Source organism: Comamonas sp. NyZ500 (genome assembly GCF_016772095.1).
Lineage (GTDB): Bacteria > Pseudomonadota > Gammaproteobacteria > Burkholderiales > Burkholderiaceae_C > Comamonas > Comamonas thiooxydans.
Window position 1 is genome coordinate 132747 of the sequence record NZ_JAEIJE010000008.1, and the last position, 26359, is coordinate 159105.

The following is a 26359-nucleotide window of genomic DNA, read 5'->3' on the forward strand; positions in this document are numbered from 1 at the left end:
ATACAATAAAGCCATGGATTTCAATGCGCTTCATGTGTTCACCCGGGTTGCCGAACTCTCCAGCTTCACCCAGGCCGCAGAGCAACTCGGGCTGACCAAAAGCCGTGTATCTACCGTGGTGCAGCAGCTGGAAAAGCAGCTGGGAACCCGTCTGCTGCAACGCACCACGCGGCATGTCCGGCTGAGCGCCGATGGCGAGCAGTTCCTTGAGCGCAGCAAGGAACTCATGGCCGACCTGGAACAGCTGCAAGCCATGTTCCAGCCTGCCGCCAGCGGGCTGCGAGGCAGTCTGCGCATCGATATGCCCAACTCTCTGGCCCGGGATGTCGTCATTCCGAAACTGCCCGAATTCCTCTCGGCCCACCCTTTGCTGGAAGTAGGCATCAGCACCAGCGACCGCCGCGTGGATGTGGTGCAGGAAGGCTTTGACTGTGTGGTGCGCATTGGCCCGCTGGCAGATACCGACCTGATCGCCCGCACCATCGGTGCAATGGAGATGTGCAATCTGGCCAGTCCCGCCTATCTGGAGCGCCACGGCACGCCCGCAACACTGGCCGATCTGTCACGGCACTGCATCATTCACTATGCGAACCAGCTCGGTCGGCATGGCGCGGGCTGGGAGTACCAGCGCGGCAAGGAGATCGCTCTACATCCCGTGCGCAGCGCCCTGGTGGTCAACGGTACGGATGCCTACCAGGCAGCCTGCCTTGCCGGTCTTGGCATGATTCAGGCACCCGTCCGGGGTGCGCGCCATCTGCTGGATCAGGGCCTGCTGGTCGAGGTCATGCCCGACTTCAGGGCGGCGCCCATGCCGGTGTCCCTGCTGTACCCGCATCGCAGGCATATCGCGCCACGGGTCACCGCCTTCCTGAACTGGATCACCGAGGTGCTGGCGCCCCATCTGACAGGCATGGACCGCTCTTGATGCCAGTCCCCGGGACAGGCATGCTTGATGTACATAATCCGGCGATGACTTCCATTCGAGCTTCCCGCCCCGACGAAGGGGCACGAGCGATCGAGATCTGGCGCCAGGCCGTTGATGCCACGCATGACTTTCTGAGCCCGCAGGATCGCTTCGAGATTGATGAGATGGTGTGCGGATTTCTGCCACACGCCCCGCTGTGGTTCGCCGTCGACGAGCAGGACCATCCCCTGGCCTTCATGCTCATGGACCAGGGCCATATGGAAGCGCTGTTTGTGGACCCCGCTTTCAGACACCGGGGCCTCGGTGCGGCGCTGGTGCGGCACGGTCTGGCACTGCATCCCGAGATGAGCACCGATGTGAACGAGCAGAATGCGCAGGCAGTAGACTTTTACGAGCGCCTGGGCTTCAAGCGCACGGGCCGCTCCCCGCATGACGGACAAGGCCGCGCCTACCCGATCGTCCATCTCAAATACGCCAATCCCTGAATGGCCGGCCTGGCTGGACTACGCGCGTCGACCCGGCACGGATCGCAATATTCAGCGCTTCAAATGCTATCCAAATAAGAGCATATTGCGCCTGTCTTTTATTGATCATGACCATAAAGCATTCGAAGTTCGAATGCAGTCAAGCGCAAGCAGCTTCTGAATACAGAGCATCAACAGCCTTCGGCAGCTGCTGTGTTGCAGCGCCGGCGCCATGGCTTCTCCGGCTCCGGGGCAAGCGCCGCACGCCACACCGCAGGCTTGCCATAGACCGAGCAAAGAGATGCGAGATCAGCGCTGCGCCTGCGCAGCAGAATCTGCTTGCCTAGAATCGACGACTGTGTCGAAAGAACCGTCATGGCCCGCGCCGTGGCCATGAAAGGCTTTCATTCTTGCAACCGACGGTGTTGAAGATGAGCAAGCCTTTCATATCCCTGTGCCCGGAAATCACGCGGGCCAATGCACTGAATCTGATGGACTGGCTGAGCGACGAAGACGTCGTGCGCCACCTCAGCGATTCGCGTCATGTCTCGCGCCACATAGAGCAGCTCATCGACCGGGTTCAGCTGCCCATACTCACCCATCTCTTCAATCAGGGCGGCCGCTTCTTCATGGCCTACGACCGCGACGACCTGCCCGTTGGCTTCGTGCGCCTGATCCGCAATGGACCGGACTGCGAAATCGTGCTGGTCATCGGCAAGCGCGACCACTGGGGGCGCAAGCTCGGCGCCAGCGCCTTGCACGAGGGCATGAAGCTGGCCTTTTTCGACATGCGTGCCGAAAGACTGCTTGCGAGGATCCATGCCGACAACACGCGCTCGCTCAAGGCCTTTGCGCACAACGGCTTTGTGCTGGAGAGTGAAACGCCCGCACTCAAGTCCTATGCGATGACGGCGCAGCGCTACCTCCAGCGCTTGCGCGCCGGGCTGCCGGGAGCGGCGGGCGGCATTTGCATCACCGCCGTGGATCAGGCACGCATCAGAGATCTGCTCGCCCTGGAATGGGAGTCGCAAGCGGTCGATCTGGAGCATGAAATCGAGCGTGCCGCCGTCGTCGATGCCCGGCAGGTGCAGGGTAATGTGGTCACGATGAACTCCAAAGCCTTGCTGCGCCTCGATGAGGTGGCCGTCGAAGTGGCCCTGGTCTATCCCGAGGATGCCGATGACAGTGCAGGAAGGCTCTCGGTTTTCTCGGGCGTGGGCACGGCCATTCTGGGCTGTCGGGAAGGAGACCGCATCGACTGGCGGATTCTCGATCGCACCTGCCATATCCGGATCGAGAAAGTGCTCTACCAGCCCGAAGCAGCCGGGCACTTCCATCTGTAAGCCGGCTCAGGCTGGGGGCATTCGCTGCACCGCCTTGAACAACAAAATCAATAGCATCTCCCGCTTTATATCAATGGATTTCAGATTCAAAGAGTCTTGTAATCCTTTTAAATCATGCGAAGACTGCTTCCATATCAGAAGCAGTCAAGCGCCTGACTCTCATCAGACGGCGGCGTGAATATTCTTCTCGCCAAACAAGGCGCGCATGCTCACCACCTTGCCCGCGCCATTGAAGCGAAAGTGATCGATGGGCGCAATCACGGTCTTGCGGCCCTGATACTCGAAACTGACGGTGAAAGCGAAGGCCGCCTCGTCGGCAACCGCGCGCACCTCCTGCGTCAGCTCCACCGCTAGCGGCAGCTTGAGCGAGTTGGCGTAAAACGCACGAATCGCAGCCGTGCCGCACCTGGGTTCGGAGCCCACGGGGTCTTCCACCGTGGCGTCATCGGCAAACAGCGCGACGATGCCGTCCAGATCGCCGGCGTTCAGCGCAGCCACATAGCGCTGCACAACCGCGGTCATATGTTCTGGGGTATTCATCTCAAATCATCCTTTTAGCAAGCGCCGTTGAAAACCGGCAATGCCCAAACAAGGGACAGCAAGCAAAAAATCCGCCTTGCGGCGAGGCCATAGTCTCCCTCCCGCAGAGAGAGGAGGAAGACGCAGGGCCTGCCTCGGGGGAGGTCAGAACTGTGTCGGACGCATCACCGCATCAATGCCGCCATCAATGACAATCTGCGCGCCATGCACATAGCTTGCGGCCGGGCTCATCAAAAAGGCGATGACCGACGCCATCTCGGACGGCTCGGCTCGGCGGCCCATGGGAGGCACGAACTTGGCAATGGATTCGCCATAGCGCGGATCCTGCAGACCCGCCTGCAGCAAGGGAGTCTCGGTCGCGCCGGGGGCGATGGTGTTCAGGCGCACGCCGGCCTCGCCCCAGGCGGCGGTGCGTTTGCGCACAGCCACCGTCAAGGCATTCTTGCTGCCCGCATAGGCCAGATTGCCGCCCTGCTCTCCCGCTTGTTCGACAATGGCACGGGCCTTGGCTTCCTCGCCGGCCTCCAGTGCCGGTGCCAGTGGGTTCTTGTCAAAAGCCAGATGCGCGGAAGCCACGGACGAGATGACGACGGCTGCGGGCTGCCGGCCCTGTTTCAGCAGCGGCAGAAAAGCATCCATCAGCTCGGTCGCGCCAAAATAATTGACCGAAACCACATTGCCGAGCACCTTGGTCTGCGGTCCCAGGCCGGCGCACAGCACCAGGCCGTCCATGCCCTTGCTGCACTTCGCCAGTACATCGGCAATCGCCTGCTTTCGACCTTCGGCCGTCGAGAGATCGGCAATCACTTCCGCATCGCGTATATCGATGCCAACGATCTGGTGGCCGGCCGCTTCCAGGACCTTGCGCGTAGCGGCACCAATGCCGGTGGCGCAGCCGCTCATCACGATGATGGACATGTCTTGTTTCCTTTTGTCTGTGTGGTGATGGCGCACATCTAAGCCCATCATGAAAACTCAGACTACATGCAAACGGACGATGTAATTCCCCTAGGGAAAATTTACCGTGGCCCTTCCTACACTGGCACAACATCTGCGCGTGAGGAAATTCAGCCATGTACCCCCATCTCTTCCAGCCCATCACCATCGGCCATATCACCCTCAAGAACCGGATTCTGATGGGCTCCATGCATACCGGGCTGGAGGATCAGGCGCAGGGTTTTGAAAAGCTGGCGGTCTTCTACACCGAGCGTGCCCGGGAGGGGCTGCAGCTCATGGTCACCGGGGGCTTTGGCGTCAACGAGTACGCACTGGGAATGCCCGAGCATGCCGAGTTCTCCACGCTGTGCACGCCAGAGCAGGCGGCCCGGCACCGCCTCATCACCGACGCCGTGCATGCCGAAGGCAGCCATATCCTCATGCAGGTACTGCATGTGGGCCGCTACGATCACGGCAGCGGCGGCGTCTCGCCCAGCAGCGTGCTCTCCAGGCTCAGCAACCGCAGCTCGCGCGAACTCAGCGCGACCCAGATCGAGCAGATCATTGCCGACTATGTGCGCTGCGCCTGCCTGGCCCGCGAAGCCGGCTATGACGGCGTGGAAGTCATGGGCGGCGAGGGCTATCTGATCAACCAGTTTCTGGCGCCGCTGACCAACTTCCGCACCGACGAATGGGGCGGCGATGCCACTGGGCGCAGCCGCTTTGCGCTGCGCATCGTGCAGGGCATACGCGCGGCTGTGCCCGAGAACTTCGTCATCAGCTTTCGCCTGTCTCTGATGGACCTGGTCGAGCATGGCAGCCACTGGAAGGAAGTGCTGGACCTGGCCCGCCAGCTGGAAGCCGCTGGCGTGAACCTGTTCAACACCAGCGTGGGTTGGCATGAGGCGCGCATTCCCACCATCGCCATGATGGTGCCACGCGCTGCATTCAGCTGGGCTGCCGAGCAACTCAGGCAGGCAGTCAGTGTCCCCGTCGCAGCCAGCAACCGCATCAACACCCCCGAAGTGGCCGATGACCTGATTGCCCAGGGTCATGCCGACATGGTGGCCATGGCTCGCCCCTTTCTGGCCGACCCGGCCTTTGTGCGCAAGGCGCAGGCGGGCCAGAGCAGCGCCATCAACACCTGCATTGCCTGCAATCAGTCCTGTCTGGATCGCATCTTCACGCGCCAGCAGGTCAGCTGCCTGGTCAACCCCAGAGCCTGCCGCGAATGGGAATGGCCGCAGGAAAAAGCCGCAGTTCCGCGCAAGATCGCCGTACTCGGTGCTGGACCTGCAGGACTGGCCTGCGCGCGCGAGGCGGCCGACCGAGGCCACAAGGTGACGCTGTTCGAGCCCGGCATCCGCATCGGCGGCCAGTTCTTTCTGGCGCAGAAGGTGCCCGGCAAGCAGGAGCTGGGCGAGACGCTGCGCTACTTCGAGCATGAAATCCAGCGCCTGGGCATAGAACTGCGACTCAACACCACACCGGACATCGACACCCTGAGCGTCTTTGATCACGTGGTCGTGGCCACGGGAGTGACACCGCGACGCAGCGGCATTGAGGGCGAGAACAGCTCCAAGGTGGTGGACTATATCGAGGCCTTGCGCAGCCCCCGCTTTGTCGGTGAACGCGTGGCCATCGTGGGCGCGGGGCCGCTGGGCTTTGACATGGCCGAATTGCTGGCCCATCACAAGGCCGACGACGGCAGCGTGGCCGCCTTTGACCGCGAATGGGGTATCGACCCCGAACGCGAGCAACGCGGCGGCATCAAGGCCAGCGAGAAAGCCGATTCGCCGCGTCAGATCTGGCTGCTTCAGCGCAGCAAGGCGGCCATGGGCAGCAGCCTGCCAACCACCACGGGCTGGATTCGCCGCGCCCGGCTCAAGAACAAAAGCGCACGCATGTTCAACGATGTGGAGTACATCCACATCGACGACAACGGCCTGCACCTGCGCATACGCGGCGAGCAGCGCTGCCTGAGCGTGGACAACATCGTGGTCTGCGCCGGCCAGGAATCACATGACCCCTGGTCATCAAGACTTCAAGCACAAAACATTGCGCACACAGTGATTGGGGGCGCGCGCAATGCCCACAAAATTGATGCAGCGCGCGCCATCGAAGAAGGGGCCGAACTCGGCCGAAAACTATAGGAGACAGCGAAACAAAATGAGCAATCCCCACGCATCAATGCTGGAGCCGGGCCGTATCGGCACCATGGAGCTGAAGAACCGCATCATCATGGCCCCCATGGGCGAGAACTATGGCGGCACCGACGGTATCTGCGGCGAACGCGCCCAGGACTATTACGAAGAGCGTGCCAAGGGCGGCACCGGCCTCATCATCATGGGCACGGCCGCCATCTCCTGGCCCACCGGCACCAGCGAGCCGCACCAACTGGGCATCTCCAACGACAGCTTCATCCCCGGTCTGGCTGAAGTCACGCGCCGCGTTCACTCGCACGGCGGCAAAGTCGCCATCCAGATCAATCACAGCGGCAAGGTCGCTGCCAATGACCGCACCCACGGGCGCGAAATGTGGGTGTCCTCGATTCCGCCCGACGGCCCTGTGGCCGAAGCCATGCGCACCGTCACGCCCAAGGAGTTCTCGACCTTTGTGGGGGTTGGCCCCTACCCCGACCGCTACCGCGTGATGGACAAGGCCGATATTGCACAGATGGTGGAATGGTTTGCTGCGGCCGCCCTGCGCGCCAAGCAGGCCAACTTCGATGCTGTGGAAGTGCACTGCGCGCACAACTACATGATCGCCAACTTCCTCTCTCCCTTTTTCAACAGCCGTGTCGATGAATACGGCGGCAGCTATGAAAACCGCAGCCGCCTGCTGCGCGAGGTGCTGACTGCCGTGCGCGAGCGCGTGGGCGCTGACTACCCCATCTGGGTGCGCATCGACGCAGAAGAAATGCACACGCCCGGCGGCATCACCATGGACGAGGCGCTCAAGACCGCCAAGCTCTGCGAAGAGCTGGGCGTGGATGCCATCAACGTCTCGGCCTATGCGCGCCTGCCCACAGGCACGGCCTTCACCGATGCACCGATTCCGCAAAAGCAGAATGCCTATCGCGAATTTGCCACCGGCATCAAAAAGGCCGTCGGCATTCCCATCATCTCGGCCGGCCGCTGGGAGCTGGATGCCGCCGCCGCCGCCATCAGCAATGGCGAGATTGACTTTGTGGCCATGGGCCGCAAGCTGCTGGCCGACCCCGACCTGGCCAACAAACTGCAAGCCAACGCCGCCCAGAGCGTGCGCCCCTGCATTTATTGCTATGCCTGCGTAAGCGAGATTTTCATCAACAAGGGCATCAAGTGCGCGGTCAACGCACAGACCGGCCACGAGGCGACCAAGACCATCACCTTTGCCGAAAAGCCCAAGCATGTACTGATCGTCGGTGGCGGCCCTTCGGGTATGGAAGCCGCCCGCGTCGCCGCCCTGCGCGGCCATCGCGTGACGCTGGTCGAGCGCAGCGACCGCCTGGGCGGCACGCTGTTCTTTGCCGCACTGGCCTATCCCGAGAACGGCCGCCTGCTCGACTATCTGGTGCGGCAGATGGACCACCCGAACATCCAGCTACGTTTGAACACCACGGTCGATGCCGGGCTGCTGGCCGAGCTGCAGCCTGACGAAATTCTGGTGGGCACCGGCGCCAGGCGTGCCGCGCCCGCCATCGAAGGCGCGCAGCAAAGCCATGTCTGGAGCGGCGACGAACTGCGCCGTCTGATGACGGGCGATCGCGCCGAAGAAATTGCCAGGGCCAAGCTGAATCTGGCCGAGCGCGCGCTGTTCAAGGCCGGCGGCATGTTCAAGGTGACGGACAGCACGGCAGCGATCCAGAACCTGTCCAAGCTGTGGATGCCCCTGGGCAAGCGCGTGGTCATCATCGGCGCAGGCCTGGTCGGCCTGGAACTGGCCGAGTTCCTGCTCGATCGCGGCCGCGAAGTCACCGTGCTGGACCCCGGCACCCATCCCGGTACCGAACTGGCCATCGTGCGCCGCTGGCGCGTGTACGACGCCGTGAAGAAGCACGGCAAGCTGCTGATGCAGTCCAACGTCACGCGCATCGAGCGCAAGGAAGTCGTCTGGACGGACAAAAAAGGCGAGGAATACCGCACGCCAGCCGACTCCGTGGTGCTGGCCATTGGAGCCGAGGCCGACTCCGCCGTTGCCGACCAGCTGCAATCCCTTACCCGGACTCCCGTGCGCCGCATCGGCGACTGCCAGGATCTGGGCTATATCGAGGGCGCCATGCATTCAGGCCATCAGGCCGGGCGCGAAGTCTGAAGATACTCCTTGATAGCTGAAACCGCCTGCGTGCATGGAGCGCGCAGGCGGTTTTCCATTGGCATCACAGTATTTCGGCAGCACCAGGCCCTTTGCCGATTGCCTGCATGCAGCCAGCCGGAGCGAGGGGCTTCATCTGGTCGGAAGCGGGTTTTCGCAACTGAAGCAAAATAGGCTCGAACCTGCCTCTCACTTTTGCTCCACCAAGGATTGACTGTCCCGATGCCTACGCCTGAGCGCTTCGTTGCGGATGTCCTCCAAAATATCAACAATCGTACGATTCTTGAACGCTGGGATGATTTGAATCTTCCAGACGGCTGGCTTGTTGCAGGCTGCTTATTTCAGACAGTTTGGAATGTGCAGGCGAAGCGGAATCCAGAGGATTCCATCAAAGACTACGATCTCTTCTACTTTGATCCATCGAGCACCACTGACGGTGCGGAGCAGAAGATGCAAGCACATGCCGATCGCGTTTTACGCGACCTTGGCATCAGGATTGAAGTCACGAACCAAGCTCGGGTTCACCTTTGGTACGAGTCATATTTCGGTCGCCCATATGAGGCACTGCGAAGCTCTTGCGAGGGAATAGACCGGTTCCTGATCCCAGCTACCTGCGTGGGTCTTCGCCCAGGCGGCCTCTATGCACCGAACAGCCTGGATCTGATCTATGACGGAGTTTTGGCACTCAATCCATTGACGCCGCATCGTGAGCTTTTCCAACAGAAGGCCGAGTCTTACCAAGCGCGTTGGCCATGGCTGCGAATCGTTGCCCAGGGTCATCAGCCTCAGAGAATTGATGCACGCTGATGTGTGCATGCATGTCCGCCCTGGGTCGTGCCGGGACGGTGGCCTAGCGGCCACGAGCAGACCTTACACTTCGGTGCAGACCGTTCAATTTACTCACGGCTCGTACTATGAAAAGTCTTTCCCATGTCTAAAAGTGACGCTGCAACAACTGTCGTAGTAAGAGAAGTCCAACCACATGACTTTGAAGCCTGGCTTTCGCTCTGGGATGGCTATAACGCTTTCTATGGAAGGTCCGGAGCTACCGGACTGGCGAAGGAAATTACCCAAAAGACCTGGGAGCGATTCTTCAATCCCATCGAACCTGTATTTGCGCTGGTCGCTGAAGATGCAGGAGAAGTGGTTGGCCTAGCTCATTACATATTTCACCGTAGTACTACGAGACTTGGTCCGGTCTGCTATCTGCAGGATCTTTTCACGGCCCCGAAAAGGCGTCAGCTTGGAGTTGGCAAGGCCCTGATCAGCAAGGTCTATAAGCAAGCAATACTGGCTGGCTCAAATCGCGTCTATTGGCAAACACAAGCAACCAATGAAGCCGGCCGAGCGCTCTACGACAAATTAGCCAAGCATAGCGGTTTCATCGTGTATAGCCATGAACTGTAGTCTCTCACTCCAGATGGACGAATGAGGTTCGTCAATTGATGGCGGCTTTGGGTTGACTCGATGCTCGAATGCAGCCGCTGCTTTCAGCCAGGACGGTCTTGCCCAATGCCGGTCTCCGCATCGACCTGGTCAGGGCAGGCATGGCCCACAGCGCCCAAGCTTGAGATAGACCCAGCCTCACAAACTGTATAAAGAAACAGTAGACTTTGGACTTGATAGCTCCAGGAAAAGTCCAGACATGCCAGCAGAACTCGAACCAGAAGACGTCTCCATCTTCGAAGACCGCCTTTGGCACCACAAGGGCTGGGAAGCCCGCGTCATCAAGAATGAAGACGACGATGGCTGGGCAGTGTCAATGACCCAAGACGGTCAGGCGGAACCAGCTCTGGTCGGCCCATGGACCATGGGGCGCGACAAGAAGAATCCCAAGCCTCTTGACGTGTCGGCCTTCAACACGCTGGTAAAGACTGCCAGCGAAGTGATACGTCGCCATGAGCAGCACCAGGCAGCGCTGTTGCACAAGGCCATACAGATTGAAGTGCGCGGATTGCGCGTGACGGTGGCTCTCGATATTGAGCCCGATGAGGACAATCCCACGGCGACTCTCACTGCCACTGCAGCGGACGGCAGTGAATTGGCCAAGGTACGAGTCCGGCCGGACCATAGTCTCACCCGTGCTTCTGCACAGCGCTGGGCAGACGCAGGCTACCCGCGTGAGAGCGAGGACTGAACCTCTGGACAAGACCCTTGCTCAGAAGTCGGGGGCCCTTTCAGGGCGACCAATGTCCGTAGCATGGCCTTGGCTGCTTGCGGAAGCTGGCTTGAGCACCGGAAGAAAGTAATGCCGGAGAAATTGAGCACACCACCCAGCCGACCTTCCCAGGCATGCCCGACACTCCGGAGCCCCGGTCAAGGAGCTGCATTGAGCAGTTGAAGCCACAGCCGTCAGCGGACATTGGATACCGCACCACACCTTCGGATTGCATGAGTTAGCTCGAAAATCAGCCAGATGCCCAACCTCGACCTGTTTGATATCCATCTCCACCGCTGGAGTGCGAAGGCGGCTGGTGACCCCTTCACAACTCATACAAGTGACCTTCTGCCAGTCATCCTTGCAAGGAACTGGGCAGATCTTCCTGCGATGATCAAGATCACGCGAAACCTTGACGAGCGCATCGGCGGCAGAGTGCTTCAATGGTGGGACGGCAATGGCGCAGCGCGAGTCTATGCTTGCGACCAAGATTCAGGAGCGCTGCTGATGGAGCGCGCAACCGGCTCCAAGCATTTGCTGCACATGGCTAGAGAAGGCGAAGATGATGCAGCGACAAGCTGTATCTGCCACACCATCGAGCAACTGCATTCAAAGAGATCCTCCGCACCACCTGAAGAACTGCTGACGCTGACGGATTTTTTTAGGTCACTCGCATTCATGGCGCAGCAGGAAGGCGGCTTGATGGCCGAATGCGCAACGGCGGCAGCTGAGTTGCTGAATGAGCAGCGCGAGCCTGTCGTCCTGCATGGCGATGCGCACCATGGCAACATCCTCGATTTCGACAGACGTGGATGGCTGGCGATAGATCCAAAGCGCGTTACAGGTGAGCGGTACTACGACTACGTTAGCGTGCTGTGCAACCCCGACCTGGAGACTTGCACCGACCCGGGGCGCTTCGCGCGGCAGCTTGCAGTAGTCATCAATGTCACGGGGCTGGAACCCCAGCGTTTACTCAAATGGGTTATGGCTCACGCCGCTTTGTCGGCAGCCTGGTTCCTGGAGGACGGAGAGCGCACCAGGGCCAACAGGCAGCTGGCCGTTGCGCATCTCGCCCGACAGACACTGGGATGAGGCTTCCAGCTCTGCCGCCAAAAGGCCGGCTCTCGGACGCCCGGCCTCGGGTTCACGCACCGGACCGAGCGCGCAGCGCCGCTTCGAACCGGGCCAGCTCCTGCTGCAGCGTGCCGCGCTGCCTGAAGCGCAGCCCTGCCCGCTCATACCAGTTCTCGGCGTCCTCCAGATCGCCTTCCTGCAGATGCAGCAGTCCGTGCAGCCAGGCCGCGAGCAGGCCTTCATGTCGCTGCACGGCATCGTGCGCGGCATTCCATTGCCCGGCCCGCATCAGCGACAGAATGGCTTGCAGCTGCGCATTGACTTCGCTCATGGCAGGACTCCGTCGCGCTCAGGCCAGCAGCGCCTGCTGCACCAGGTGGCTGTCCACATACTGCTCCATGCTCGTGATCCTGCCCTCCTTGAGCCGGTACAGGTGAGCAAAGCCCGCCGTCATCGCCTTGCCCGTCTTGCGGTAGGTTCCCGAATAGACGCCGAAGGCTGCCACACGGTCGCCATCGGTCAGGTAGGTGTGGACCTTGGCGCTGTAGCCGTCCCACTCCGTCGCCAGCCGCTGGAACACGCCCGCGACAATCTGCTGCGGGCCGACATAAGTTCCTGCATAGGGAAAACCGGCTGCCTCTGTCCATCGGGCATCGGGCGCCAGTGCTGCCAGCAGATTCCTGCCGTTCTCTTCGGACGAACCTTCGTAGGTCGCGCGGATGATATCCAGATTGGTGGTCATGGTGTGCATCCCGGGCTTCAGCCCCATTTCATCTCACCCGTGGCCACCTTGGCGCCGATCTGCAGCGCGGCGGCCAGGCCGGCGTCAGGATAGCGCTTGTTCATGGCTGCGATCAGCGCGTCGCCATTGGCCGCCCTGGCCAGCTCCTGCTCGAAGGCCAGCAGGTACTCGCGGGTGTAGTTCACGGCCGAAACATCCAGCGCTCCATGGGCGCCCAGGTGGCCCGGAACGACCACGGCCGGATTGCGCGCAGCGATGGCTTCCAGGTTCTTTACCCAGGCCGCGCGAGAGGTTGCCGTCGGGGTATCGGCCGTCCACACATGCAACCCGGAGAAGATCAGCACGCCACCGAAGACTGCATTCAGCGAGGGGACCCACAGGTAGCGGCGGTTCTCCAGTCCTTGTGCCTTGACGATTTCGATGGTGTTGCCTTCCAGCATCAGTGCAGGGCCGTCATAGGCTTCAGGAAAGACGATGTCGGCGAGCTTCTGCGGACCGTTCTCCTTGAGCTGGGGCGCCCAGGTAACTATCTTCTTTTGCACGTTGGCGCGGATGGCGGCAATGGTGTCGGAGGCGGCCAGTACCCTGGCAGCAGGGAAGGCTGCCTTGATCGGGCCCAGGCTGAAGTAATAGTCCGGGTCGCTCTGGCTGACGTAGATGGTGGTCAGCTGCTTGCCAGATGCCTTGATGGCTTCGGCCACGGCACGGCCATCGGGCAGGGAAAAGCCGCCGTCGATGAGCATGGCCTCCCTGTCGCCCGAGAGCAGCACGGGCGCACGGAAAAAGCCCTTGTCGCCTGCGGGAAAGTGCTTCCATTGCAGCCTGGAATGGCCGCTCACAGCTGCGGCGCAACCAGCCAGGCCTGTGGCAATGCCGGCAGCGGCGGCGGTTTGAACAAAGTCTCGGCGATTCATCATGATGGTCCTTCAGTGAATTTCAAGAATGGCAGGGGTCAGACGCGAAAGGTTCAGGCCGCGCTGAGTTGCTCGGCAAAGGCCTGCGGATTGGAGTAAGCGGCACTGGAGTTCAGCAATTGGCGCTGGCCATTGGTTTCCAGGATGAAGCTTGGAACGCCACGCGCGCCAAGCTGGCTCTGCAGCGCCTTTGCGCCTTCGATGCGGGCGCGATTGGCAGCCAGCAGTTCGCCATCGGACCGGAGCAGGCTTGCAGCAGCCTGCTCCAGCCCCAGGGCCTGCAGAACTGCCATCAATGTGTCCGCTTGCGTGATGTCCTCGCCATTGACGTAGCGGGCATGCTGAATGGCCTCAAGGGCGTCAAGCTCACGCTCTGGGGTGCACAGACTGACAGCGCTCAGCGCCAGAGTGGCCGGTCCGCTGTCGAACAGTTGCTGACGATCCGACAGCACATGGCTGCGGTAGCGATCGCTAAAGCGCTGGCCCGTCAGGCGCTCGATGCGCTGATCGTTGCTCCAGGCATAGGCGGCAAAGCCATCGTCCATGAGACGTGCACCGGCGCCTGCGAAAAGGCCGCTGGGCAGCAGCCGCAGTTCGACCTCAGGCACTTTGCCCAGAGCCGCCACCGCTGCGGCGGCACCGTAGCACCAGCCGCACAGGGGGTCGAATACGTAATGCAGGGTCTTGGTCACCGAGGGCTCCGTTGCTTCAATACCGTGATCGTAGGAACAAAGCATTGACAGAAAAATCCTGATCGAATAGATAAACTGTATGTCAATGGCAAACAATTCAGAAGAATCCGTCGCCGGCAGGCTTGCCAATCTCAAGCGCCTGGCCTACTTCGCGGCCGTGGTGGAAACCGGCAGTTTCACGGCGGCCGCGGACCGGCTGGGCATCACCAAGGCCGTGGTCAGCCAGCAGGTCGCAAGGCTGGAGCGCGAATTCCACACAACGCTTCTGACCCGCACCACCCGCAAGGTCGTTCCCACCGATGCAGGCCGGATCTTTTATCAACGCTGCGCATCCATCCTCAAGGAAGCGGGCAATGCTTTCGACGAGCTGGGTGAAGTGGCGGCCGAGCCTTCGGGAACCTTGCGTCTGACCGCCCCGCTGGACTATGGCATCACGGCAGTGGTGCCAGCCATCACCGAGTTCACGCGGCACTATCCCCAATGCAAGGTGGACGCAGTGTTCAGCGACCAGCCGCTTGATCTGATGTCGGGGCAGGTCGAGCTGGCAATCCGCGTCGGCTGGCTTTCCCACTTGAATGTGCAGGCCCGCCAGATCGGGAGCTTCAGGCAATTGCTGGTCGCCGCTCCCTCATTGCGCCGGCAAGTGACGCAGCTCAAACAGCCACAGCACATCAGCGAGCTCCCCTTTGTCGCGAACACGGCCTTGCGTGAACCCTGCAACTGGAGCTTCTCACGCAGCGAGCTGGAGCGCCAGAGCGTGACGGTACACCCTGCGATCTCGCTCGATGCGACACTGGCCGTGCGCGAAGCCGTGCGTCATGGGGCGGGCTTGTCGGTACTGCCCGACTTCGCCGTGGCCGATGATTTGAAGAGCGGCGCGCTGATACAGGTGCTGCCCAGTTGGTCGCTGCCATCGGGGGGCGTTCATGCCGTGTTCCCGACTGCACGATTCCGACCGGCAAAGGTCAAAGCCTTCGTGGACCTGATGCAAGAGCAAATCCGCTCCAGGGCATGACCAGGGCAGGCCATCAGGCAGCTGACAAGCGGCTCGGGCGATGGCATGTTGAAGCCACATCGGACCACCACCACACAGCAGCCACGCCATCCGGGCAGCAGCTTGCAGACCTTGCAATTGCGCTTGACCGGGAACCCAGCGGCTCGATTCCTGCTGCGGATCAAGCTCAAGCGACATCGTCAGAGTGCATAGAAAAAGGGAGCCCAAGCTCCCCTTTTCCTGTGCGAGGCGGTCGCTCCCGCCTGAGCGATGCCATCAGACTCAGAAGTTGGGCGCCTCCACACCTCCGTCCACCCCCAGCACTTTGCCGGTCACCCAGCTCGATGCGGGGCTGGCCAGAAACAGCGCGGCACTGGCAATGTCTTCGGGCTGGCCCATGCGTGCCATGGGTGTGGTTTTTTCCATGCGCTCCTTGCGATCCGGCGTGAGAAACGGCGCCAGTGCATCGGTCATGATGGTGCCGGGCTCGATGGCGTTGATACGCACCCTGGGACCGAAGTCCTGCGCCAGGCAGCGTGTCATCTGGTTGAGAGCGGCCTTGGCCGCACCATAGGCGCTGAAGTACTTTTGCGAGTAGCGTGCCGCCGTTGACGAGATATTGACCACCGCTCCGCCGCCCGCAGCTTCCATGGCCGCAGCCGCCTTCTGGATCAGCGTGTATGCAGGCACCACATTGAAGGCCAGCATGTCGCCCACGGCCTTGCCCGTGACCTTGCGCGGGTCGTTGGGGCCGCCACCGCCCACATTGTTGATGAGCACATTGATCTTGCCCAGCTCCTCCACAGTGCGGACGATGAGCTTGTCCAGATCTTCTTCCTTGTTCACATCGCCCTGCACGGCAATGGCGCGGCGGCCCAGCGCTTCAATTTCGGCCTTGACGGCCTGCAGATCCGCCTCGGTGCGCGCAAACAGCGCCACATCGGCACCGGCCTTCGCCAGCGTGACAGCGCATGCACGACCGATACCCTTGCCCGCGCCGGTCACCACGGCCACCTTCCCCTCCAGCGAAAACTGGCGAAAAATCTCGTTCATGTCTCTTCCTATGATTGCGTTCAGACCCGCCCATGCTCTGTACGAAACGCTTTCAGGGCATCAGCCAAACGGACCATGGGACAAGCCCCATGGCCAGCCCCTGCAGCTTGCGTCAACACGCAAGAATTGAGCCCTTGAAATGGATAGCGCTGCACCAGGGCAGAGCCGCGAATCAGGCAAAGTCCAGATCAAGGACAGCGAGCCAGGGCCAAAGCGGCCCCGCCGCCCCGCAGCGAGGCTGTCGTCTTCCTCGGCGAAGCACAGCGGCTCAGGGAGTGACTGCGGCCTGCAGCATCTGTTCGAACTGCGGGTTGTAGGGCGGCAGCATGCCCCACTCGCGACGCGGGTCGTGGTTGCCGGCCTTGTAGACGGAGCGGGCATGGCTGAACTCGAGAAAACCCTCGCGGCCATGATAGTGGCCCATGCCCGAAGCGCCCACGCCGCCAAACGGCGCATCCTCCAGCGCCGGATGCATGACCACATCATTGATGGAGACACCGCCGGACAGCGTGTTGTCCAGCACCCAGTTCTGCTCCGTCTCGTCGCTGCCGAAGTAGTACAGGGCCAGCGGGCGCTCACCGGCATTGATCGCAGCCACGGCATCGCGGATGTTCTGGAAGCTGCGCAGCACCACGGCCGGGCCAAAGATCTCGTGCTGAGAGATTTCGGCTTCGGCTGGCGGGTTGACGACCAGCGCCAGCGGCAGGCGGCGGTCTGCGCCGGCTTGCGCGGCGCCGACCTCCAGCACGGTCAGACCGCGCGCCTTGGCATCATCGACATAGGCTTTCACACGTGCGTGGTGGCGCTCGTTGATCACGGGTGTCATGTCTGCGTTGCCTGTCACCGAGGGATACAGCGCCTGGTATTGCGAGGCAATGCCATCGGCCAGCGCCTGCAGGCGGGATTCATGGACCCAGACCACATCAGGTGACACGCAAAGCTGGCCGGAGTTGAGCGATTTGCCTACGGCGATGCGTTCGGCCGCATTGGCGATGTCGGCGGAATCGCCCACCAGCACGGGAGACTTGCCACCCAGCTCCAGCGTCACGGGCACCAGGTTTCTGGCGGCGGCAGCCATGATGAGCTTGCCCACGCTGGTGGAGCCCGTGAAGACCATATGGTTCCAGGGCTGCTCGGCAAACGCCGCAGCCACTTCGGGGCCTCCCTGCACCACGGCCAGCACCTGGGGATCAAAGCGCCTGGCCACGGCCTCGGCCAGCACCTGGGCCGTACGCGGCGCAATTTCGGAGGGCTTGAGCACGGCCCGGTTGCCCGCCGCGAACGCGCAGGCCAGCGGCGACAGCAAGGTGAACAGAGGTGCATTCCAGGTGCCGATGATGCCGATCACGCCCTTGGGCTGGTATTTGACCCAGGCCGTGGCGCCAAACATGTCAAAGGGTTTGACGCTGGGGCGTTCGGAGTCACCCAGCCAGTCCCTGAGGTGATCGCGTGCATGCTTGAGCGAGGAGAGCGAGCCAAGAATGTCATTGGCCAGCGAGAACACGGCGGGGCGGCCACCAAAGTCTTCGCCCATGGCCTGGCAAAGTTCCTCCTTGTGCTCCACCAGCATGTCGATGACTTGCTGAATGCGCTGCATGCGCACATCGGCGCTGACCGCAGCCTCTTCGATAAAGGCCTGTTTTTGCATGTCCAGCAGCTGGCGAATGCCGATGGACGAATTCGTCTGGGTCATTTTGTCTCCTCGATATTTCTCTTGAAAGCCATGAACGGAAGGCACATGCTCAGACCTCCGGATTTCGTGGTCGTCGTCCAAAAAGACGATGGCATAACCCTAGGCCCCTCGCACGATGCAGCGCATGCACACCCATCAAACCCCGCCTCCCGCCGTCAGCTGGCGCACTCATCTCAGCCTCGCCCTGCTGGCGCTGGTCTATATTTTCTCCTTCATTGACCGACAGGTTCTGTCTATTTTGCTGGAGCCCGTCAAACAGGAATTCGGCGCCTCCGATACCGAGATGGGTTTGCTCACGGGGCTGGCCTTCGGTCTGATCTATGCCATGCTGGGTGTGCCTGTGGGGCGTCTGGCCGACACCCGCAACCGCCGCAACATCGTGGCCCTGTGCTGCGGGATCTGGAGCCTTGCCACCGCTGCCTGCGGCGTGGCCACCCAGTACTGGCACATGCTGCTGGCCCGCATGAGCGTGGCCGTGGGCGAAGCCGGCGGCATGGCGCCCTCGGTGTCCATAGTCTCGGACCTGTATCCTCCCAAGATGCGTTCGTTTGCCATCAGTCTTTTCATGATGGGCCCCAACCTGGGAACGCTGCTGGGACTGGTCATAGGCGGCATGGTGGCCCAGCATTACGGCTGGCGCTCCGTGTTTCTCGCCTTCGGCATTCCGGGCGTGATTCTTGCGCTGCTGGTGTATTTCTTTGTCAAGGAACCGGCACGTGGCGCCTATGAAAGCATCAAGCCCGCAGCTCAAGACAGCGCTCCGCGCGAATCCATGTTTCGCCAGCTCAGGCGCCTGCTGGGCATGGCGTCGCTGCGCTATATCTGCATCGCCTGCGGCGTGGCCGGTATTGCAGGTTATGGCTACGGTGTCTGGGCGCCGAGCTTTTTCATGCGCATTCACGGCATGAGCATCTCTCACGCCGGCCTGGTGTTCGGCCTGGCCAGCGGCCTGGGTGCCGTGTTCGGCGCCATGTTCTGCGGCTGGCTCAGCGACAGATTGACCCAGCGCGACTCGCGCTGGCAGCTGCGTCTGGCCGCCATGGGCACCTTGTGCGCCGTGCCTGCAGGCGTCGCCGTGTTTTTCTGGCCTGTATCCGACTTCTGGACGGTTGCCGGCATCAAGGTCCCCTATGCCATGGCATTTGCCCTGCTGTTCGGCTTTTTTGCGAGCTGGTTTGCCACGCTCTCATACAGCGCCGTCAGCCAGATGGTGACTGCAGCCGAACGCAGCGTCGCCTCGGCACTTCTCAATCTTTTCATGACCTTGCTGGGCGTGGGCCTGGGTCCGCTGGTAACCGGCATTCTGTCGGACTACTTTGCCCGGACCCATGGCTCCGAAGGCCTGCGCTGGGCGCTGATGGGCGTGACCTCGCTTCTAGTCATCACTTCGCTTTTCTTCGCGTTGGCCATCCGCCCCTATAAGCAGCGCCTGCAGCAGTTGCAGATGAATGCCGCCTGATCATCAAAATTGGAGACTCTCATGAGCCGCCCCGTAGTTCTCATCACCGGTGCCAGCCGCGGCATTGGCGCTGCAACCGCCGTCTTCTTTGCCATCAAGGGATGGCGCGTGGCCATCACCGCCCGCACGCTGACCGAAGGTGCGCAGATGGAAAACCAGCTGCGCCTGCCCAACGGCCAGCTTCTGTCCGGCAGTCTGGAGTCCACAGCCAAGGCCATTGAGGCCGCTGGGGGCGAGGTGTTTCCGCATGTCATGGACCTGATGGACCTGAGCAGCCTGGACAAGGCCGCCGACGCCGTGCTGAAACGCTTTGGCCGTGTCGATCTGCTGATCAACAACGCCGTCTACCAAAACCGCGAGATCAACCACCTGATCCCCGAGATAACGGCCGAGTCGCTGCAGCGCTCCATGCTGGGCAATGTCATCGCTCCTTTCCATCTGGCTCAGCGCCTGCTGCCGGTCATGGCGGCACAAGGCGGCGGCCGCATCATCAATGTGTGCTCGGCTGCGGGCCAGTACAACCCGCCCGTGCCCGCCGACCAGGGCGGCTGGGGCTTTGCCTATGGAGCCTCCAAGGCCGCCATCGCGCGCCTGGCCGGATGCATCAACACCGAATACAAGCAGCAGAATGTGCGCGCCTTCAGCGTCAACCCCGGCGTGGTGAGCACCGAGGCCGTCAAGGCCACGCTGGGCGACGATGGCCTGCTGGCTCAGCGCTATGGTGCCTCCACCCCCGAAGAAATTGCGGCGGCACTGTTCTGGCTGGGCACTGAGAAAGACGCTCTGCCACTGGCCAAGAGTTACACCATGATTGACCTGCAACCACTTCACAAAGAGCGCGTGGCGGCGACCATGTGAGCAGCAGGTAAGCGTGCGCAAACACCCAACCAAGGGCAAACCCTGTGCGATTTGCGCCAGATCAAGGCCGCGCCTTCACTCGTCCAAACAGAGTATGCGCGGCGACGCCGCTTGCCAGAAGATTCATCCGTCCAAAACTAAATACGGAGACCTCTGCAATGGCAACCACGAAGGACTACCGCCTCGGTGAATTCACCTACCCACGTGGCTGGTTCATGATTTCCGAGGCCAAGGCGCTCGACACCCACAAGCCCGTGGCCGTGCGCTTCTTCGGCCAGGATTTCGCGCTGTACCGTGGCCGCGAAAGCGGCAAGGTCGTGCTGCTGGACGCTTACTGCCCCCATATGAAGACCCATCTGGCAGCGCCCAATGCCACCAGCTATGTGGTGATCGACGGCGGCGGCAGCAATGTGGAAGGCGACGGCATCCGCTGCCCCTACCACGGCTGGCGCTTCGGCTCGGACGGCAAGTGCAACCACATCCCCTATCACGACGGAGCCATTCCGGCCGCGGCCGCAGTCAAGAGCTGGAAGGTTGTCGAGCAGTACGGAGCCATCTGGGTCTGGTTCGATCCCGAAGGCGGCGAGCCCGACTACGATCTGCCCACTTTTGGCGACTGGCATGACGAGACCTATGTCAACGGCCAGTGGGATTACCTGGGCGAGCTGAACCAGCACCCCATGGAGGTCGTGGACAATATTGCCGACTATGGTCATCTGAGCCCCATCCACGGCTCCACCGTGGCGCGCTTCGAGAATGAGTTCAAGGGCCACAACGCCATCCAGCGCCAGTGCGGCGGTCACCGCACCCTGGTGGGCGAAGGCGGCGCCAGCGCCGATCTGCACACCGACACCTGGTACCACGGCCCCTCCATCCTGGTCGCCAAGGTCAGCGGCATGTTCAACTCCTTCATGATGATCATGCACACCCCCATCGAGGACGGCAGGATCAAGGTCTGGCACAACCTGCTGGTCAAGACTGCACACGGCGGCCTGCCCACCAAGGCGGACGAAATCGCGGCCAAACAGTACCAGGAGGCCAGCCGCCTGGCCTTTGCCCAGGACTTCGAAGTCTGGTCTCAGAAGGCGCCCTGCCTGAACCCGCTGTTCATCCCCAGCGACGGTGCCTTCCTCAAGGCCCGCATCTGGTACAAGCAGTTCTACAACCCCCGCGCCAAGGTGGCCGAGTATCTGGACCAGTGCGAAGGCAGGTACATTCCTCGCGGAATGGTGGCCTATACCCAGGAAGCCGAGGAAGCGACGGCCTGATCCCGAGAATCTCCAAGGCCAAAGGCCCATGCGCTTGCATGGGCCTTTTTTGTCGGGGTGAAGGTCTGCCCTATAAAACCATAGCTTCCAGCGCTTTATCTCCATGAAATTTCAATACAAAACATATTGAAATCCTTATTCATAAAGCGCAAGCAGCTACTATCTTTTCAAGTCCTCAAGGTCTGGCATGCGTCACCTCAGTCAGCATGAAGACATGCTCGCCCCAGCCGAACTCGCCGTCCTGCGCACGGGCCGAGACATCGAGTGAAGCCGCTGCAGCCTGCGCCTGCTCCACCGAGTCAAACCACCACTCGACCACATGGCGGTAGCCGTAGCCGGAAGGAGGCTGCTCATCAATGGTGTTGCAGACAATGCGGCTGGCCAGGCCCAGAGCAGGGCTTTGCCACTGCGGTGGACAAATCTCCGGCAAGGCCGCAGCCTCGCGCCAGACGTCGCTGCGCTGCAAAAATCCGATCAGCATGACTTGTTTGTGCTGCGGCAAGACATCTGCGCACAGGCTGCCACGCAACACCTGCTGACGGCATAGCAGCGAGAAATTGCGAACATAGTCGGCAAACACGCGTGGCTCGTCGGGGCGCATGATGGCCAGGGTTTCGGGGTCGCTCCAGATCGCAGAGCCTGCTTCGCGCTCGGCCAGCACCATGAGGTTGACGCCGTCATAGTCCTTGCTCAGCTCTGCGGCATCTGCCTGTAGATGGCGTGAGCACTGGGCCACGGCCTTGACGCGCTGGCCCACGTTGCGGCACTGGCGGCCCAGCGCGGAATGCTCGCGCCAGGCCTGCGCAAACTCCTCTGGGCGCAGCGCCGGGTTGCGCCGCGCCAGATAGATCATCTTCCAGACGACGCAAGAATCCTTCTCTGTCACTTTTTCCTCCGCCTTCATGCGGCAACTACCACGGGCGCGTGGGCCTTGCGATAGGCGCCGGGGTAATGCTGCAGAGCACGGTAAAACGCCCATACCGCGGGCAGCAGCGTGCACATCATGATCGCCATGGCATAGCGCAGGCCTTCGCCGGGCGCAACGGTGTTGAGCACATCACTGAGCCAGCCCGCCACGATAGGCCCCACTCCGTTGCCCAGCAGGGCTCCGGCCATCAGCACCATGGCGCTGGCCGTGGCTCGCCGCTCGGTCGGCACGACCAGGCTCAGGGCTGCGTAGGTGGCCGGAGCCCACCAGGATGTGAAGAACGAATAAATCAACATGCAGGCCATGGACAGCATGAACATGTCCGAGCCCACCAGCAGATAGCCGAAACCCAGCACCATGGCCAGGCTGGTGCCGATCACGGGGATGCGAATCTGCCAGCGCACATCGCTGCGCGCCAGCCGGTCCGTCAACCAGCCAGAAAAGAGGCTGCCCGAGACCGAGAGCACAGCGGCCCCTGCAGAAATCGTCCCCGCCTGTTTGAGACTGAGATCGAAACGCCGCGCAAGCAAGGCCACATTCCAGGCACCGATCGAGATTCCCGCGATCAGGACGCAAGCAGCGCCCACGATTAGAAATCGGGTCACGGGCTCTTTCCATATCAAGGCGACGGCAGATTTGGCCTGCTGCCCGCCGTCCTGCGGCTCGGAGATCACCTGCGCGATGGTACGAACGGGTTCGCTGATGCTCAGGCGCAGCACCAGGGACAAGACCATGATGGCCACACCGATGATGACCATGGTCACACGCCACCCCCACCACTCGGCAAACAACGGCCCCAGAAGCAAGGCCAGCAAGGCGCCCATCGCATTGCCGACACCAAAGACGCTCATGGCACGCGAGCGCTCATGGGGCTTGTACAGATCGGCCAGTATGGACATGGACGCAGCGCCGCCACCGGCATCCCCCAATGCGGCACCGGCGCGCGATGCAGTCAGTCCACCCGAACCAGTGGCCAGCGCGCCCAGCGCCGCCACGCTGCCACCAACGCCACGGCACCAGGCAATCAGGCTGCGGCGCTCTTGTCTGTCAGCCAGTCGTCCCAGAGGAATGCCCAGCACTGCGAACGTCAGCGCAAAACCGAGTCCGGTGATCAGGCCGATCTGCAAGTCCGAGAAGCCGAACTCCTGCTTGATGGGCTGCAGCAGCACAGCCAGGATCTGCCGGTCCATGAAGGTCAGAGCAGACAGGGCCGTCAGCAGCACCAGCACATACACTCTGGATGAGCTTTGATGATTTTTGTTTGTCATTGTTTTCTTGGTTTTTTGCATCACGTCATGGCTCTCGTCGCTGCTCACGCCTCAGCAGCGCTGTCTGCCCTCGGGCGCAAGGAGCGCGAGAGCAGGTCTTTGCGCACGTCTCGCATCGCGGCCGCATCCATGTCGAGTCCGATGGCGCCGCCTTGAGCATCGTGGTCATGAGCAGCCGCCCTCACATCGTCCCAACGGACGATTCCCTAACCCTGATTGGCCTTGGGTGCGGATTGCCTCTTAATGGAATGCGGCTGCGGGCTCGACCGCACACCAGAACCTCAAGGAGACTGACACATGCAGCAATTCGACTTGCTGATCCGCAACGGCCGCATCGTGGACGGCACCGGCGCCCCCGCTTACCGCGCAGACCTCGGCTTGCGCAACGGGCGCATCGCCGCCATCGGCCAGGACCTGGGCATCGCCGCGCAGCAAATCGATGCCGACGGATTGCTGGTGACGCCGGGCTTTGTGGATGTGCATACCCACTTTGACGGTCAGGCGACCTGGGATGAAAGGCTTTGGCCAAGCTCCCAGCAGGGCGTGACCACCGCAGTGATTGGCAACTGCGGCGTGGGATTTGCCCCCTGCCGGCCCGAGGACCGCGACACGCTGATTGCGCTCATGGAGGGCGTGGAAGACATCCCCGACACCGCGCTGCATGAAGGCCTGCCCTGGAACTGGGAAAGCTTTCCTGAGTATCTGCAAGCCTTGGCAGGGCGGCGCTACGACATCGATATTGCAGCCCTGCTGCCTCACGGTCCGCTGCGCGTCTATGCCATGGGCGAGCGCGCCATACGGCGCGAGCAGGCCAATGCCGAGGACATCGGCACCATGCAGGAGCTGATCAAGCAAGGTCTGGCCGCCGGAGCCGTTGGTCTGTCAACCTCGCGCACCATGGCCCACCGCTCCAAGTCGGGTGACTTCACCCCCATGTACCAGGCCGTGAGCGAGGAGTTGCTGGAGCTGGGACTCTCGCTCAAGAGCTATCCGAACAGCGTCTTCCAGATGATCTCGGACTTCGAGCACGTCGAGGACGAATTCGGCATTCTCACCCGCGTCAGTCAGAACACGGGCTGCGCCGGCACGCTCACCGTGCTTCAGTATCCGCACCGCCCGCAGCTGCACCGAGAGCTGCTACAGCATATTGAAACAGCCAATGCCGGCGGGCTGCGCATCATGGGCCAGGTGCTCAACCGCCCTGTGGGCGTACTCATGGGGTTTGAATGCAGCCTGAACCCCTTTTCCTGCAAGCCCAGCTATGAAGCGCTGGCGCAGCTCAGTCCGGCAGAACGCATCAAAGAGCTGTCCCGACCAGGCACGCGCAACGCCATCCTCGGCGAGAAGGACCGCAATCCCCATTTGTTCATGGAGTACTTCGGCCAGAACTTTGCGGGCATGTACCCCTGGAGCGGCCAAGAGCCCAACTATCTGCCGCAAGAAGGCGATTCGGTTCAGGCTCTGGCCGACGCGGCCGGCCAGCCACCGCTGGATTGGATGTATGACTTCATGCTGGGCAATGAGGGCCAGGCGCTGGTCTATCTGCCCATGGCCAATTATCTGGACCATGACTGCAGCGCCCTGCACGAACTGCTCGGCCATCCCCACACCGTACCCGCCCTGGGCGATGGCGGCGCCCATGTGGGCACCATCTGCGACGGCAGCGCCACGACCTTTCTGCTCACAGAATGGGGGCGCGAGCGCGGCCTGTTCAGCATCGAGCAGGCCGTCCATATGCTGACGCAGCGGCCGGCTTCACTCTACGGCTTTGCCGACCGAGGAGTCCTGCAGGTCGGCAAACTGGCGGATCTCAACCTCATCGATCTGCAGGCGCTCAAAATTCTGCCGCCGCACATAGCTCGCGACCTGCCCGCCGGCGGCAAGCGCTTCCTGCAAGGCGCGCAGGGCTATCGCTACACCATCAAGTCCGGCCAGATCACCTACCGCGACAGCATGGCCACCGATGCATTGCCGGGCCGCTTGCTCAAGCGCAGCGAGCACAGGGCCAGCTGAGCGCTGACGATCCTCCCCACCAGGCCTCGAAGCAAGCCGGGCTCTTGAGGCCTGCGCTCGTTTTTCATCCCCCCTCATCCAAAAACGGACCCAATCCGCCAGGCCCGCCTGCTTGCGAGCAGCCATCCTCGCTGGCCTCCTTCGCAGAGATCGGGCGCCTGGACCAAGCACCTTGAGCAAATCGTGTTCACGCCATGCGGATGCCAGCGATATAGTGACCCCGTCATCTTCCACGTCCATGCCCCATGCATTTGCGCAAGTTCCGTATCCCGCTTCAGACCTGGCTCATGCTGCTGAGCTTTTGCGTCATGCCTTGCAACGCGCAGGAAGCTGCGGCCTGGGAAAAACAGGTCACGGGCCGCACTTCCATCACCAGGCTGGGCACGATTGACTACGAGGTGGGCTACAGCAGCGCAGGCTTTGACCATTTCTCTTCTGAAATCGTGGCCAGATGGAATGACGGGGGAGCGCAGGAGCAGACGCTGTACGAAGGCATTTACGACCGGCCGCCCGCCAAGGTCTGGGGGAACGGGCCCCATCTTTGCATTGCCATGCAGGCCTGCGCGCGCTATTCGGATCGCTGCAGCCGGTATGTGATTGCACACCGCTATGACACGCAAGCCAAAGCCTTTGTGGCGCTGAAGTCCGAGAAGACTGCGCGCCGGATCTGCGCTGCGCCACGCTGAAGATAAAAAAAGAAGGAGGCCGGGGCCTCCTTTAAATCCCGTCGTCAGGCGCGAC

Annotated in this window: 25 protein-coding genes; 15 read left to right on the plus strand and 10 right to left on the minus strand. The window is 61.8% G+C overall.

What is annotated here, in order from left to right; all coding sequences use genetic code 11:
- Positions 1-13: 13 nt before the first annotated feature.
- The 3 genes from JAO85_RS14225 (at position 14) to JAO85_RS14235 (ending at position 2732) form a co-directional block, all read left to right on the plus strand.
- Positions 14-925, plus strand: coding sequence for a LysR family transcriptional regulator (locus tag JAO85_RS14225; protein ID WP_202788338.1), 912 nt, complete (start codon positions 14-16; stop codon positions 923-925).
- A gap of 44 nt (positions 926-969) precedes the next feature.
- Entirely contained in the window at positions 970-1410 is a 441-nt protein-coding gene (locus JAO85_RS14230) for an acetyltransferase (RefSeq protein WP_202788339.1), read from the plus strand.
- A gap of 410 nt (positions 1411-1820) precedes the next feature.
- The gene (locus JAO85_RS14235; RefSeq protein WP_039049261.1) at positions 1821-2732 is read left to right on the plus strand and encodes a bifunctional GNAT family N-acetyltransferase/nucleoside diphosphate kinase regulator; all 912 of its coding nucleotides are present in this window, start codon (positions 1821-1823) and stop codon (positions 2730-2732) included.
- A 162-nt stretch (positions 2733-2894) separates the two neighbouring features.
- Here JAO85_RS14235 and JAO85_RS14240 read toward each other — a convergent pair whose 3' ends face one another.
- Entirely contained in the window at positions 2895-3272 is a 378-nt protein-coding gene (locus JAO85_RS14240; RefSeq protein ID WP_034396811.1) for a steroid Delta-isomerase, read from the minus strand.
- Between the two features lie 144 nt (positions 3273-3416).
- Positions 3417-4190: a 3-alpha-hydroxysteroid 3-dehydrogenase gene (locus tag JAO85_RS14245; protein ID WP_012837515.1), complete on the minus strand. Its 774-nt coding sequence runs from the start codon at positions 4188-4190 to the stop codon at positions 3417-3419.
- A 155-nt stretch (positions 4191-4345) separates the two neighbouring features.
- Here JAO85_RS14245 and JAO85_RS14250 point away from each other — a divergent pair, with 155 nt between their 5' ends.
- The 6 genes from JAO85_RS14250 (at position 4346) to JAO85_RS14275 (ending at position 11754) form a co-directional block, all read left to right on the plus strand.
- Positions 4346-6361, plus strand: coding sequence for an NADPH-dependent 2,4-dienoyl-CoA reductase (locus tag JAO85_RS14250; RefSeq protein ID WP_039049259.1), 2016 nt, complete (start codon positions 4346-4348; stop codon positions 6359-6361).
- Between the two features lie 16 nt (positions 6362-6377).
- The gene (locus JAO85_RS14255; RefSeq protein ID WP_039049258.1) at positions 6378-8504 is read left to right on the plus strand and encodes an NAD(P)/FAD-dependent oxidoreductase; all 2127 of its coding nucleotides are present in this window, start codon (positions 6378-6380) and stop codon (positions 8502-8504) included.
- Between the two features lie 222 nt (positions 8505-8726).
- Positions 8727-9311, plus strand: coding sequence for a nucleotidyltransferase family protein (locus JAO85_RS14260; protein WP_039049304.1), 585 nt, complete (start codon positions 8727-8729; stop codon positions 9309-9311).
- Between the two features lie 123 nt (positions 9312-9434).
- The gene (locus JAO85_RS14265) at positions 9435-9911 is read left to right on the plus strand and encodes a GNAT family N-acetyltransferase (RefSeq protein WP_012837511.1); all 477 of its coding nucleotides are present in this window, start codon (positions 9435-9437) and stop codon (positions 9909-9911) included.
- Between the two features lie 238 nt (positions 9912-10149).
- Positions 10150-10641 carry a hypothetical protein gene (locus tag JAO85_RS14270; RefSeq protein WP_034378479.1) on the plus strand — a complete coding sequence of 164 codons (492 nt, stop codon included), beginning with the start codon at positions 10150-10152 and terminating at the stop codon, positions 10639-10641.
- Between the two features lie 279 nt (positions 10642-10920).
- Positions 10921-11754 (plus strand): aminoglycoside phosphotransferase family protein, encoded by an 834-nt coding sequence (locus tag JAO85_RS14275; protein WP_202788341.1) that lies wholly within the window; start codon positions 10921-10923, stop codon positions 11752-11754.
- A gap of 52 nt (positions 11755-11806) precedes the next feature.
- Here JAO85_RS14275 and JAO85_RS14280 read toward each other — a convergent pair whose 3' ends face one another.
- From JAO85_RS14280 to JAO85_RS14295, 4 genes are read right to left on the minus strand one after another with little or no spacing between them, the layout of a single operon-like run.
- Positions 11807-12067: a hypothetical protein gene (locus tag JAO85_RS14280; RefSeq protein WP_034360276.1), complete on the minus strand. Its 261-nt coding sequence runs from the start codon at positions 12065-12067 to the stop codon at positions 11807-11809.
- A gap of 18 nt (positions 12068-12085) precedes the next feature.
- The gene (locus tag JAO85_RS14285) at positions 12086-12478 is read right to left on the minus strand and encodes a nuclear transport factor 2 family protein (RefSeq protein WP_087864928.1); all 393 of its coding nucleotides are present in this window, start codon (positions 12476-12478) and stop codon (positions 12086-12088) included.
- A 17-nt stretch (positions 12479-12495) separates the two neighbouring features.
- Complete coding sequence (locus tag JAO85_RS14290) at positions 12496-13395, minus strand: MBL fold metallo-hydrolase (RefSeq protein ID WP_039049257.1); 900 nt, start codon at positions 13393-13395, stop codon at positions 12496-12498.
- Positions 13396-13445: 50 nt separating this feature from the next.
- Positions 13446-14084, minus strand: coding sequence for a DsbA family protein (locus tag JAO85_RS14295; RefSeq protein WP_202788385.1), 639 nt, complete (start codon positions 14082-14084; stop codon positions 13446-13448).
- A 79-nt stretch (positions 14085-14163) separates the two neighbouring features.
- On the opposite strand from JAO85_RS14295, the gene JAO85_RS14300 reads away from it, so the two are divergent.
- A complete protein-coding gene (locus JAO85_RS14300) occupies positions 14164-15099 on the plus strand; it encodes a LysR family transcriptional regulator (RefSeq protein ID WP_202788342.1) in 936 nt (311 codons plus the stop codon).
- A 261-nt stretch (positions 15100-15360) separates the two neighbouring features.
- On the opposite strand, the gene JAO85_RS14305 is transcribed toward JAO85_RS14300, so the two are convergent.
- Positions 15361-16131 (minus strand): glucose 1-dehydrogenase, encoded by a 771-nt coding sequence (locus JAO85_RS14305; RefSeq protein WP_202788343.1) that lies wholly within the window; start codon positions 16129-16131, stop codon positions 15361-15363.
- A 268-nt stretch (positions 16132-16399) separates the two neighbouring features.
- On the minus strand, positions 16400-17824 hold the full coding sequence (locus tag JAO85_RS14310; protein WP_202788345.1) for a coniferyl aldehyde dehydrogenase: 1425 nt from the start codon (positions 17822-17824) through the stop codon (positions 16400-16402).
- Between the two features lie 124 nt (positions 17825-17948).
- Here JAO85_RS14310 and JAO85_RS14315 point away from each other — a divergent pair, with 124 nt between their 5' ends.
- The 3 genes from JAO85_RS14315 to JAO85_RS14325 all read left to right on the plus strand — a co-directional run bounded on the left by JAO85_RS14315 (position 17949) and on the right by JAO85_RS14325 (position 21409).
- Complete coding sequence (locus JAO85_RS14315; protein WP_231879603.1) at positions 17949-19283, plus strand: MFS transporter; 1335 nt, start codon at positions 17949-17951, stop codon at positions 19281-19283.
- Between the two features lie 21 nt (positions 19284-19304).
- Complete coding sequence (locus tag JAO85_RS14320) at positions 19305-20141, plus strand: SDR family NAD(P)-dependent oxidoreductase (RefSeq protein WP_202788346.1); 837 nt, start codon at positions 19305-19307, stop codon at positions 20139-20141.
- A 158-nt stretch (positions 20142-20299) separates the two neighbouring features.
- Positions 20300-21409 (plus strand): Rieske 2Fe-2S domain-containing protein, encoded by a 1110-nt coding sequence (locus JAO85_RS14325; protein ID WP_202788347.1) that lies wholly within the window; start codon positions 20300-20302, stop codon positions 21407-21409.
- A 175-nt stretch (positions 21410-21584) separates the two neighbouring features.
- On the opposite strand, the gene JAO85_RS14330 is transcribed toward JAO85_RS14325, so the two are convergent.
- Positions 21585-22295, minus strand: coding sequence for an EthD domain-containing protein (locus JAO85_RS14330; protein WP_370552206.1), 711 nt, complete (start codon positions 22293-22295; stop codon positions 21585-21587).
- Between the two features lie 14 nt (positions 22296-22309).
- Positions 22310-23605, minus strand: coding sequence for an MFS transporter (locus JAO85_RS14335; protein WP_237734845.1), 1296 nt, complete (start codon positions 23603-23605; stop codon positions 22310-22312).
- A gap of 297 nt (positions 23606-23902) precedes the next feature.
- Here JAO85_RS14335 and JAO85_RS14340 point away from each other — a divergent pair, with 297 nt between their 5' ends.
- Positions 23903-25618 (plus strand): amidohydrolase family protein, encoded by a 1716-nt coding sequence (locus JAO85_RS14340; RefSeq protein WP_202788349.1) that lies wholly within the window; start codon positions 23903-23905, stop codon positions 25616-25618.
- Positions 25619-25926: 308 nt separating this feature from the next.
- Positions 25927-26304, plus strand: a complete 378-nt coding sequence (locus JAO85_RS14345) for a hypothetical protein (protein WP_237734846.1) — start codon at positions 25927-25929, stop codon at positions 26302-26304.
- Positions 26305-26359: the final 55 nt, after the last annotated feature.